This window comes from Thermosynechococcus sp. FA-CM-4201 (assembly GCF_054689355.1).
In genome coordinates, this window is record NZ_CP079920.1 from 1,641,116 (window position 1) to 1,653,215 (window position 12,100).

10 protein-coding genes and 1 tRNA gene are annotated in these 12,100 nt (G+C 47.5%); 8 read left to right on the plus strand and 3 right to left on the minus strand.

Annotated features, from left to right (window positions below):
- The first annotated feature begins 103 nt into the window (after positions 1–103).
- A complete protein-coding gene (locus tag KV190_RS07990) occupies positions 104–553 on the plus strand; it encodes a fasciclin domain-containing protein (protein WP_460192719.1) in 450 nt (149 codons plus the stop codon).
- A gap of 4 nt (positions 554–557) precedes the next feature.
- On the opposite strand, the gene KV190_RS07995 is transcribed toward KV190_RS07990, so the two are convergent.
- Positions 558–797 (minus strand): hypothetical protein, encoded by a 240-nt coding sequence (locus tag KV190_RS07995; RefSeq protein ID WP_460192720.1) that lies wholly within the window; start codon positions 795–797, stop codon positions 558–560.
- Between the two features lie 143 nt (positions 798–940).
- Here KV190_RS07995 and queF point away from each other — a divergent pair, with 143 nt between their 5' ends.
- From queF to KV190_RS08015, 4 genes are all read left to right on the plus strand, one after another.
- Positions 941–1,339, plus strand: a complete 399-nt coding sequence (gene queF / locus KV190_RS08000; RefSeq protein WP_460192721.1) for a preQ(1) synthase — start codon at positions 941–943, stop codon at positions 1,337–1,339.
- A gap of 19 nt (positions 1,340–1,358) precedes the next feature.
- Positions 1,359–1,430: transfer RNA gene (locus tag KV190_RS08005), tRNA-Gly, on the plus strand.
- Between the two features lie 163 nt (positions 1,431–1,593).
- Positions 1,594–2,769 (plus strand): Arm DNA-binding domain-containing protein, encoded by a 1,176-nt coding sequence (locus tag KV190_RS08010; protein WP_460192722.1) that lies wholly within the window; start codon positions 1,594–1,596, stop codon positions 2,767–2,769.
- 99 nt (positions 2,770–2,868) lie between these two features.
- A complete protein-coding gene (locus KV190_RS08015) occupies positions 2,869–3,195 on the plus strand; it encodes a hypothetical protein (RefSeq protein ID WP_460192723.1) in 327 nt (108 codons plus the stop codon).
- Positions 3,196–5,035: 1,840 nt separating this feature from the next.
- On the opposite strand, the gene KV190_RS08020 is transcribed toward KV190_RS08015, so the two are convergent.
- Together KV190_RS08020 and KV190_RS08025 are read right to left on the minus strand one after the other, a co-directional pair.
- Positions 5,036–5,293: a hypothetical protein gene (locus tag KV190_RS08020; RefSeq protein ID WP_460192724.1), complete on the minus strand. Its 258-nt coding sequence runs from the start codon at positions 5,291–5,293 to the stop codon at positions 5,036–5,038.
- Positions 5,294–5,320: 27 nt separating this feature from the next.
- Positions 5,321–5,767: a LuxR C-terminal-related transcriptional regulator gene (locus KV190_RS08025; protein ID WP_460192725.1), complete on the minus strand. Its 447-nt coding sequence runs from the start codon at positions 5,765–5,767 to the stop codon at positions 5,321–5,323.
- 296 nt (positions 5,768–6,063) lie between these two features.
- Here KV190_RS08025 and KV190_RS08030 point away from each other — a divergent pair, with 296 nt between their 5' ends.
- The 3 genes from KV190_RS08030 (at position 6,064) to hisA (ending at position 12,083) form a co-directional block, all read left to right on the plus strand.
- Positions 6,064–6,300: a hypothetical protein gene (locus tag KV190_RS08030; protein WP_460192726.1), complete on the plus strand. Its 237-nt coding sequence runs from the start codon at positions 6,064–6,066 to the stop codon at positions 6,298–6,300.
- Between the two features lie 11 nt (positions 6,301–6,311).
- The gene (locus KV190_RS08035; RefSeq protein ID WP_460192727.1) at positions 6,312–10,580 is read left to right on the plus strand and encodes a DUF3987 domain-containing protein; all 4,269 of its coding nucleotides are present in this window, start codon (positions 6,312–6,314) and stop codon (positions 10,578–10,580) included.
- 729 nt (positions 10,581–11,309) lie between these two features.
- Complete coding sequence (hisA, locus tag KV190_RS08040; RefSeq protein ID WP_460192728.1) at positions 11,310–12,083, plus strand: 1-(5-phosphoribosyl)-5-[(5-phosphoribosylamino)methylideneamino]imidazole-4-carboxamide isomerase; 774 nt, start codon at positions 11,310–11,312, stop codon at positions 12,081–12,083.
- The last annotated feature ends 17 nt before the right edge of the window (positions 12,084–12,100 follow it).

The following is a 12,100-nucleotide window of genomic DNA, read 5'->3' on the forward strand; positions in this document are numbered from 1 at the left end:
GTATGCTAATTCTAGCGTTTGTTACAGTCCCCATCCTCTTGATGAATGGGGCGATCGCAAACCATCGTTGTGCATTCTCATCGCAGTTTTGGGGCGCGCTTTTATGGCAACCATTGTTGATATTGCAGTGAATACTCCCGGCTTTTCCACACTAGTGACTGCTGTCAAGGTGGCCAATCTGGTGGAAGCCCTGCAATCGCCGGGGCCTTTTACGGTGTTTGCCCCCAATGATGATGCCTTTGCCAAGTTGCCCGATGGCACCATTACCTCCCTTGTGCAAAATCCTCCCCAGTTAGCGCGGATTCTCAAGTACCATGTGGTTGCCGGCGCCTACAAAGCGGCAGACCTGAAAAAGATGGGGATCGTCACTTCCCTCGAAGGTTCCACCATTCCGATTCATGGCGATAATCCCTTGGAAGTCAAAAACGCCACTGTCCTTGCCGCTGATATTGAAGCGGAGAACGGTATTATTCATGTCATTGACACCGTGATCTTGATGGGTCTGAATCCAGCCCACTCCTTTCAGGACACCAACATCCCCTACAAAGTCTAGGGTGTTAGCGGATTTCCCGCACCAAAAGCCCTTGGCGGATTTTCTCCTCTACAAACTGGCGGTAAAGCTCTAGCTCTTCATAGGTAACTTTGCCATCGGCGCGAATTTGTCGCTTGATTTGCGCCATTTCGTCGGCAGTCAATACGCCGTCGGAGATCGCTCGCTCTAGCAGTTGTTTGAGTTGGGCTAGTTCTGCTTTATCGGCCTCTGAGAGAGGGGTTCCATTTGGCTGATAACGTTCCATGGCACTCTCGCCTCAACAACCTCTCTACCCTATTCTCACCCTGCAACGTTGGTATCGAGGGGCTAAGAACTTAAATCTTGATAAACTTTAGTTATGGTCTAAAGAGAATCTCCGAGTCGTTCTCAAGCTGTTGGAACCAAACAATGCAAGTATCAGAAATGAAGTACGGCGAACGCGCCATTCAAGAAGGGCAACTGATTACATTTCCCAATCCGCGTCCCGGTCGGCAATACACCATTGAGATTACCCTGCCGGAGTTTACCTGTAAGTGTCCATTTTCTGGCTATCCTGACTTTGCCACGCTTTACGTTAGCTATACTCCCTATGAGAAGGTGGTGGAACTGAAAGCCATTAAGCTTTACATCAACAGTTATCGCGATCGCTACATTTCCCACGAAGAAGCTGTCAATCAAGTCCTCGATGATCTTGTGGCCGCCTGCGACCCCCTCTACATGAAAATCAAAGGGGACTTTGCCCCCCGTGGCAATGTGCATACCGTTATTACAGTCGAACACCATCGCCAGCCGGACAATTCGTGCTAAAATCATAGATTGCAAGACTGCGGACGTAATTCAGTGGTAGAATGTCAGCTTCCCAAGCTGAACGACGTGGGTTCGAATCCCATCGTCCGCTTCCTCTAAAAACCCTCAAAACTACGTACTTTCGGGCATTTCAGAGATTCTGGGATGCCCTTTAATTGTCGCATTTGAGACTTTGAGACGGGTATTTTTGGGTATGTTTGGGTACACTTTGTGGGTAAACTGTAGGTAGACATTCAGTTTCGTTTTGGTGTCCTATGAACATGAATCTTTTTACCCACAAAAGCAAGCGCGCTTCCAAGGGTTCCGTATCCATAAAAGTTTCCAATGGCCGATTGCAGCTTTATTTCAGCTATCAAGGGCAACGGCATTATTTATCCCTAGGGCTTGACGATACGGAACCCGCGCGGCGTATTGCTGAAATGAGGGCGCGGCAAATTGAACTGGATATTGCCAGCGGCAATTTTGACACGACGCTAGCCAAGTATAAGGGTGAAGCGGCCAAGCCCAAGGGTAGCGATTTAACGCCGCTAACGCTGTACCAGAAATACTTTGAATTCAAAAAATCATCGTGGAAGCCGACAACAACGGCATACCACACAACGACGTTCATTCCATTACTGAAAAAGCTAGGGGATATGCCCGTTGAGGATGCCGTTGCAGTAAAGCAGAAGTTAGAGAAAATCACCACGATTCACCAAACGAAACGGGTGATGATGCAATTGAACGCCGCTTGCAAATGGGCAATCTCCCAGAAAATGCTTGAGGATAACCCCTATGAAGCGATTGTGGACATGATGCCCAAGTTTCGTTATGAAACGAACCCCAAACCCGACGCCTTCACCCTTGAGGAACGGGAACGGGTGATTGAAGCATTCCGCAACCATAAGGGCAATTGGAATGGCCGTAGCTTCATCGGGCATTCTTATAGCTACTATGCGCCCTTGGTGGAATTTTGGTTCCTTACGGGGTGTCGCCCAAGCGAAGCGATCGGCTTGCAATGGAAAAACGTTGCCCAAGACTTCAGCTATGTTGACTTCACTGGAAGCGTGACTAATACCAACACAAGCAAACCGATCCGTGTTCAGGGTTCCAAGAATAACAAGTGTCGTCGGTTTCCCACCAGCGATCGCTTGGCCAATCTGTTGCGGTCAATCAAACCTGAGAACGCCCAACCTGATGACCTTGTGTTCCCATCGCCCAATGGTGGATTCATCAACTACGGGAATTTTGCCCGTCGGGCATGGCAAACCGTTGTTGACCCAATCAAGCCCAACACGACGCCTTACTCATGCCGTGATACGTTTATCACCCTGCAAATCATCAACAACATTCCTGAAATGGTCATCGCCCAATGGTGCGATACTTCTGTGGAAATGATCCAGCGACATTATGCCGACTTCAAACGGAACCCCATTAAACCCGTTGCATAATCGCGCGATCGCTACAGGATAAACAAATAGGTTACAAAACAGTCAGATGTCCCATACCCACCCTTCCGGGGTGGGTTTCCCATTTAATGGAGAACCATTATGCAATTCAGTAATGGCAAAATCACCGTCACCATCTACCAACACGACGATGGATTCATGATTCAAGTTAATGGTGCCACCCTTGACTTGACCGGTGCAAAAGACAACATGCTGGAATATCGAACCGTCAAAGTAACACGGGTGCTGTCCGCAGCAGATCGCGGCATGGACATCCCCTATGACTCGTTAGAGGAATACCTGCAATCACTGAATAGCTTGCAAGAGAATGGGGCAAAACTCGTGCCTATCCCCACCAAGCTGTTCCAGATTGATGACCAAAATCGTGGCACGGTATTCGCCCAAGATCACGCCATCATCTACCCATAACTTCAGCAATCTGTCATGCAAGCCCCAAAACCGCATGACACTCTGAAATGCAGTCTGGGAGCGCGTTTCAAGCACGGTGTCATGCACTTGAATTTTGGGGCAAAATCTGCATGACACTTCTAAACCCAGTCATAGAGCACGTTTCAAGCCTACTGTCATGCAAACCGCTGAATCCCTAAGTAGTAAATTCATCAACACCGTGGATACCTGAATTCAGCAAAGTGTCATGCACTTGGATTTAAGCCCTAAAACTGCATGACACCCTAGAACCCGCTTGTAGAGCACGTTTCAAGCAAAGTGTCATGCAATGTCAAAACACCCCTAAATCTGCATGACACCCTAGAACCCGCTTGTAGAGCACGTTTCAGAACGTTTGTCATGCAAACTGGCAAAACATAAGTAGTAAATCCGCCATATGGGGCATTACTGAATAGATATTCTCTCTGGAAAGAAAAATGGTATTCAGTAGGTATAAGTACTTATAGAATGCTATTTTTTCTCTCAAAAAATAATATCCATTACTGAAATGGGGTGGGGTGGGTATTTCAGTAATACATACTTAGGTTTTGATGGTTTGCATGACAAATGCCCCAAAACTCGCTTGTGGAGCGACTTTCAAAGTGTCATGCGCATTTTGTGGTGTTTTGACACCGCATGACAGTGTTGCTGAAACCCTGATGTAGAGAGACTTTCAAAGTGTCATGCACTTTTTGCCCTTGCATGACACCGCACGACAAATTCCCACCCCCAATTTCAGCTATCCAGACTTTGCACTACTTACTACCTATGTTTTGAAGTTTTGCATGACACTAGGCTTGAAACGCGCTTGTGGAGCGACTTTGAAAGTGTCATGCGCTTTTTGGGCTTGCATGACACCGCATGACAAATGCCGTGAAACGCTGATGTAGAGAGACTTTGAGAGTGTCATGCACATTTTGTGGTGTTTTGACGCCGCATGACAGTGTGGTGGGCTATGACCGCACCCAATTCAGCTATCCAGACTTTGCACTATTTACTACCTATGTTTTGACGTTTTGCATGACAGTATTGCTGAAACCCTGATGTAGAGAGCGTTTGAGGGTGTCATGCGCATTTTGTGGTGTTTTGACGTTGCATGACAGTATTGCTGAAATGCAGTCTGGGTGAGGGTTTCAGAGTGTCATGCACTATTTGTGTCAAAACAACTATCTGCATGACTGCATGACAAATTCCCACCCCCAATTTCAGCTATCCAGACTTTGCACTACTTACTACCTATGTTTTGGCGTTTTGCATGACAAATGCCCCAAAACGCCCTTGTGGAGCGACTTTCAAAGTGTCATGCGCATAAATACTTATGCATGACAGTATTGCTGAAATGCAGTCTGGGAGCGACGTTGAGAGTGTCATGCAGTTTTAGGGCATGCACGACACCGCATGACAAATCGCCCTAATTCAGTAATCCACGGGGTTCAAATAGTGGCTATAGGTTGATTCCAAAACGTGCCCTAGAATGGCCTTATGTGGCACGTTACTCATGATGGAACGCCGATCTATACCGACGATGAATTGGCCGATTCTGCGGCCAATAGGCGGGCATTTGCGGTCATGAACTGCGATAGTCCCAAACTGGCAATTGAACGATGGCGATCGCTCAAAATCGCCACACTAGAGCACTTGTTTGAAAAGAAGTAAAGTGTATCATTCCAAGGCCATTTGAATATATTACTAACAAGGAATGCAAGAAAGTACTGTGCTAACAGCACGCTAAAAAATTGCATTCCTCATCAGTAATACAAAACAAAAATGCCACCCATTGGGTGGCGGCGTCGTTTAGCTGAATGTTTAGCTGAATGGTGGGCTATCGGCTTAGAGCACGCTTGTATTCATTCAACGGCATCCCGTAGTAGGTTCGATTGCTAGGGCGGTATTTGTCCAGTTCACCGTAATCCTGTGGCGGTTTAATGAACACCCATTTTCCAGTGCTAACACATTCATCGTAGGCTTTAGCGCGTTCAGCACTAAAACGATGAGTGTTTAATTCCTGCTGAAGTTTGGTGACATCAAAGAACTGCACCCCGTTCTCATTGGTATAAAACGGTTCCAGAAATTCAGTCATTGCGTTCTCCTAACTAATTCAATCCAATTATGAACGGAATTCATTTGCGATCGCGAGAACCCGTTGAAAGACTTCTGGTGGCATCACGCCTTTGACCGCACTAATGAAGTCATCGATGTTTTCCTCAACCATTTTCTGAACACGGGTGTCCAAATACAAACCTAATAGGCGACACCGACGGTCTGAGATGCCAAGAAACACGTCAATGGCATCTAGGTCACCCCGCTGAACCCGTTCCCAGATGGCCACTTGAGCAGCATCAAGGCGCTCCAATTCAATTTGCCGCAATTTCTCCATTTCAGTAATGTTGTGCTTACTGAGTTTGTCCAGCACCCGCACTAAATCACGGTGAACTGTGGCCGCGCTGATGCCCATAATCTCTGAAATATCCTTCAGGGTAAAACCCTGCAAACGATATTCGTAAACCTGTAAAGCACGACTATCGCGCTTGGTTTCCTTAAGGAGCTTTTTCATTGGCTACAATCCTTCAAACGCTTTAATACGATTATGACTGAATACCGTGGTATCCTTGGAATATCTCCTCTAAAAACCCACTATTCAAATGAACCCGCCTTTATTGGCGGGTTTTGCTTTTCTAATGCTTTTCAGTAATTCAATAACCCAAACTTATAGCTAATTATTCTTTACAAAAAATAAAACCATTTTTAGACAAAACGGCTTATAAATTTTGCTCTAGGAATAAATGCCTAGGGATACGGTTTGGAAGCCGTCAAGCTAATCTTTTCTTAGGGGTTTTAGAGGAGGAATCCATGCCCAAAATTGATTTGCTGAATTGCCGAGAAGCCGCTTCACTGGCGGGTTTAAGCCGCGAGACTCTTAAGAAGTATCGCCGCGAAAAGAAGTTAATAGAAGGCGTTCACTATTTTAGGATTAACCAAAGAAAAATCCTTTATAACGCTGAATTATTGGTGGATTTCTTGGTAAACCGTGATATCCAAGCCCACCTAAGGAAGTGCGAGAAATTTCTGAAGGCGATTAAGAAATAGGTGGGTTCGTGATGATTGAGCAAATTCCTGCAAATTGGCCGATATGCGCGATTGGTGCCAATAAGACGCCCTTCCACCCCGACGGCTTAAATTGGGCGAAAAACCCCCTAACCACGGAGCAATTAAGACGGGTGGAAAGAAGGGCAAAAGCCCTTGCCCTACTGACGGGAGAATTTTCAGGAATTTTGGCGGTGGATTGCGATGGGCAATCGGCGGAAGCCCTAATAACTGAAATTGCGGGCATGCCGTTGCATCAAGCTCTACCCAAAACCGTAAGCGTTACAAGCGGAAAAATCGGCCATTGGCAGGCTTTTTACAGCGTTCCACAGGAATTCCACCCTTACTTAAGAAGTCGGGTGATTGCCGCCAAAACCAAGGGCGAACAGCTTGAGTTTAGGTGGAATGGGAAGTGTTCGATTTTCACGGGTGAGCACCCGGAGACGGGTTCTTATAGGTGGGTGAACCCACCCTCAGAAGTGGCGATCGCGCCAATACCTTATTGGGCGCTGCGGGAATGCCTAAATTTTGAAAGTGCCGCCAAGCCCAACCGTCGCGAGTGGGGCGATCGCGATTGGGCTTTAAGTTACCTGAATTCAGTTAAGAACGTCGATCTCGATTGGCACGACTATTCCACAGTTCTGTTCGCCTTACACCACGCCGGGGTGGAACGCGAGATTGCCCTAGTGTGGAGCAAATCAAGTGAGAAGCATACTGACAAGGGCTTTAATCAGGTTTGGAACTATATCAAGAACGACAAAAATCGCAACATCACCGTCGCAACCCTTGGGGCGATCGCCAAGGAACACGGGTGGCGGGGTTCGCAAAACCGCATTTCAGTCATCCCCACCCTAGAGGACGATTTACGAGATTCCGTTCTTAATCTACTGTCAGAGGAAAGTACAGACTTTCCGATTACTGAAATTTTGCCCGCTGAAATTGCCAAGCCCTTGGCCGCCAAGGCGAAAAGTTTGAACTGTCCGCAGGGTGCGATCGCCGCGATTTTCTTAGCGGTGTGCGCTTCCCTATTGCCCACAGAAACCCGTTTATTTTTGGGCGGGGATTTTTTCGTTCCACCAATACTTTGGTTTTCTTTGGTGGGGGTTTCTGGTAGCGCAAAAAGCCCACTGATGAATTCAGTCACTAAACCGCTGAAGCCCTTAGAATTGGCGGCTTTTGAGCAATTCAAACAGCAGCAGGAAGCGTACGAAACCGCACTTCAGAAATGGGAAAATACACCCAAAAAAGATCGCGGCAAAAAGCCCAAACCACCCGCTAAACGGTTTTATCGGATAACTGACTTTACTACTGAAGCAGTCACTTTGGTGCAATCTCGACAAGAGAATAACGGGATTCTAATTGCTGTTGATGAGCTTGTGGGGTTTTTTAATGGGCTAAACCAATATAAGCGCGGCAATGGTAGCGATCGCCAAAAGTGGCTTGAATTTTATAACGGTGATGGGGGTGCAATAGTTCGCGTCACTAGAGAGGATTTATTCCTGAAAAACTCAAGCTTCTCTATTATTGGTGGCATTCAACCTTCAGTACTGAAAAGAACCTTGGGCGATTTTGATGAGATTGACGGCTTATTTGCCCGCTTTAGTTTTCTGAAAATTCCCAATCGCAAATTGCCACCAATAAGTTCAGAACTAATTAACTTTTCAGCAATCGAAAACCTCTATAAGTCGCTCAGTGAGCGAACTGCGGCCACAATTCCCGTCACAAAAGAAGCCCTAGAAGCGTGGAATAATTGGCAAGATTTTTGTGAGGAAAAACGTTTGAAAGAACCCTGTGAGGGTATTGCCGCCATTTATCCTAAGGCGAAGGACAGAGTAGCAAGAATTGCCCTTGTCTTGGCGGCTATCCACGGGGTTTCAGTAATCGACGAAAATTTAATGGAACGGGCAATCCAGTTCGGTTATTGGTTGTTGCGCGAGAACTTAAAAGTCTATCAGGAACTAGGGATAGCTGAAAATGCCGAGGCGTCCCAAATTGCCCGATTTATTGACCGCTTCAAAGATTCAGGGTGGGTAACCCCCAGAGAAGTTTCTAGGTGGAATGCACGGCAATTCAAAACCGCCAAAGAAGCTAGAAGTTTCCTAGAGAAAATAGTCGCCCTTGGGTTCGCGGTGTCGCGACCAAAACCCTTCAGCATCAAAATCCAATTGCCAAAACCTGATGGCGGTGATGGCGATGGTGGTGGCGATTCACCCGAACCCTCACCCCCAGAAATTGAGCAAACCGAACCCACACAAGACTTGCCAGATAATCAGGAATCGCACACTTCTAATAGAGGAAATGCGATGCCCCCACTAGTGGCGATACCCGAATTAAATGCTGACTGGCAAACCGTTTCCGAACAGCTTAGCTTCACCCCGGAGACTGTTGAAGTTCGTGGGGATAAGTTAGCGATCGCGGGCAAGGAAGGAACCCTGCTGATCCAAGTCGAAAAGAACCCACAGGAAACCTATCAGCGGCTTATTGAAGGGTTTAACAAAACCAAAACCGTTCAAAACCCACGGGAAGCGGTTCAAGTCACCGACGGGAAAATTGAAGTCAATCTGCAACAGCTTGATTTATTCAGTGAACCTGCTGAGATACCTGAATGGGGCGATGAATTGCAGATAAAGCCCTACGGTGAACTGCGAAAACTGTATCTCGATATTGAAACGTCTGGATTGAACCCCGATAGCGATCGCGTGTTAATGGTCGGCTTGAGCGACGGGAAAAGCACCACGATTTTGACCGAACAGGATGAAGCCCAATTGCTTGGGAAGTTTCTTGAGCAAATTCAGTCAAAACCAGAAGTTTTAATCGGGCATAATCTCTTTAACTTTGATTTGCCCTTCCTAGCCAAACGTTGTGAAATTCACGGTTTGCGGCACCCGTTTAAGATAGCTGAAAAAGTAAAGACAATCACTTCCGCCAGCTTGAACGGTGAACCCATCAAGTTTTATCCCGTCTATTGGCGTGGGGTGGAAATAATCGATACCTTCCACCAAATAGCCATCTGGGATAAGTCTGCTGCCAAACTCAAAAGCTACGGCTTAAAGGATTCAGTAATCGCCCTTGGGTTAAGAACGGAGCGACGTTTGGAATTAAGTAATTCCCAGATAACTGAAATGTGGGAATGTGGCGATTTAGCGACCATTCAGCAGTACTTGGAGCACGACTTGAAAGATACTCAGTTATTGGCCGATTATCTGTTGCCAGTTGTTTGGTATCAGAAACGATACGTGCCACTAAGTTTCCAAGAAATTGCCGTCGCGTCCCCTGCCAAAAAAGCCCAAGCTATCCACGAGATGCTTTACCCTCAAGTTTGCCCACAAGCCGATAAAAAACTCGAATATGAGGGTGGTACCTGCAAACTGTTTGCTGCGGGAATTCACCGCAACGTCGCCAAAATAGACGTTGCCAGCCTATACCCAAGTGTGATGCTGCGATATGGCATTTGCTCCCAAAAAGACCCCCACAAGCTATTCTTGGGGGTTTTGAAGCGGTTAACTGAATTGCGGCTTGAGCTTAAAGCACGTGCCAAGGAAGGCGATCGCGATGCCGCATTTCAGGAAAAAGCCCTTAAAGTACTGATAAACGGTTCCTACGGGTTTTTAGGAACAGCGGCGTACGGATTTAACGACTTTATCGCGGCGTCGCTTGTGACGGCTTATGGCCGTAAGATTTTGGATTTAATGATGGGCGTTGTCGCTGAAAATGGCGGCACTTTGATCGAGGTTGACACCGACGGGATATTTTTCAGTCATCAGAACCCTGAAGCGGTTTTAGAAGCCGTTCAGAACGCTTTACCGTCGGGCATCAAGGTAGAACTGGAAACCCGTGACGCGATATTGTTCGCTCCAAAAGCGAAGTCGTATATTTTGCTGGAAGCCGACGGCAAAACCACCATCAAGGGCGTTTTCAGGAAGCGCGATCGCTACGCACTGGAAACGGAATTCACCCTTGAATTCCTGAAACGGCTTGCCCTTGAGGGTGCAGAAGCCGCCATTGCCTACTATGAAGGCGTTTGCCGCAAACTCAAGCGACGGGAAATAGCCGTTGAGCAATTAGCTATCACCCGCAAAATCAGGAAGGGTGAAAAAGCGTTACTTGCCCTAGGGAAGGAAGGCGATAAAGTCACCTACTGGATTGGGTGCAATGGGGTCACCAACACTAAGCCCTATAACCCCGACTACTACCTAGAGGATTTAGCTGAACGGGTGTCGGTATTCAGTGATTATCTGGGGCATCACCACAGAACCGATGGCCAATTGTCCCTAATTGCCTAGTAGAATAGTTCCAGACACCAAAACGAAACGCGCCACCTACCCACCCTAGGTGGCGTTAATCGTTTGAAGCGAACCCTGACAATGCAAACCGCAAACGGTAAGTTAGTGGGTAAATTGTGGGTAAAGATTTTCAGTCTCATCCTGAAACTTGCTTACAGTCAGGGTTTCAGCTTGATAGACAACAAGCTTCCCAAGCTGAACGTCGTGGGTTCGAGTCCCATCGTCCGCTCTCAAAAAGCGTTATGGAAGCGGCAGATCAAAGAATAAGAGTTTTTTGACATACTCCCCCGCCTAAAACGGAGCGATCGCTCCTCCATGCTCATTTTAACGTCTGGCAATGCCCTATCCCGACGATAGTCTTTGTTTTTGACTATAATTAATGATAGTAAAAAGCCGCCTTATAGACCGCTAGGTCGCGCGTAGCAAGGCGGGGCTTGTACCCATTTTTTTGGTCAGCAATCCAAGGGTAGCTACCAAAAAGGCGACCAAGAATCCCCATAGTCGTGCATCCGTTCTAGCTTGCTGCTTAGAAATATCCTGTAATGTAGCTTCTACCGTCTCAATCCTCTGACCCAATTGCGTTTGTACAGCACTAATACGTTGCTCCAGCTTGGCCTCTACCGCATTGATGCATTGTTCGAGCTTGGCTTCTACCCCTAACCCCTTGTGACTGCTAGGATGGGAGTTACGCTCAAATTTTCAATTTTTCAATAAGGATTTCTGACGCCAATGGATGTTATCCCCGCCATTGATTTACTTGACGGCAAATGTGTGCGCCTAATGCAAGGGGACTATGGTAAGGTCAAGGTTTTTCATGATGATCCTCTAAAAGTCGCCCTCTACTGGCAGCGGTTGGGTGCTCCCCGTTTGCATGTCGTTGACTTGGATGCCGCTAAAACAGGAGAACCGCGAAACTACGACCTCATCGCCACAATTGTCGCATCCCTTGAAATTCCTGTGCAGGTGGGGGGTGGCTTGCGATCGCGCCAAGCAGTGGCTGATCTCTTTCTCCAAGGCGTCAATCGTGCCATTTTGGGGACCGTGGCTCTTGAGGATCCAGAGCTAGTAGCTAGTTTGGCCGCAGAATATCCCGGACGCATTTGGGTAGGGCTGGATGCTCGCAATGGCTATGTGGCAACGCGGGGTTGGCTAGAAACCTCAACAATTTTGGCAACAGATCTCGCCCAAAAAATGGCAGCCATGGGGGTGGCGGGGTTTGTTTACACCGATATTCAGCGGGATGGTACTCTCCAAGGGCCGAATATTCCAGCACTGCGGCAGTTATTGGCAGCAACCGATCGCCCGGTCATTGCATCGGGTGGCGTGAGTTCCCTCACGGATATTCTCAGTCTCTTTGCCCTCAGTCCCCAAGGGCTATCGGGGGCGATCGTCGGTAAAGCACTCTATACCAAGGCAGTGGATTTGCGGGAAGCGGTTCGCGCGGTCGGTCAAGGTCGCTGGCAAGATATTCCGCCAGATTTGGGAAGCACGACTTGGGCATAACTAGCCTAAGATTAAAG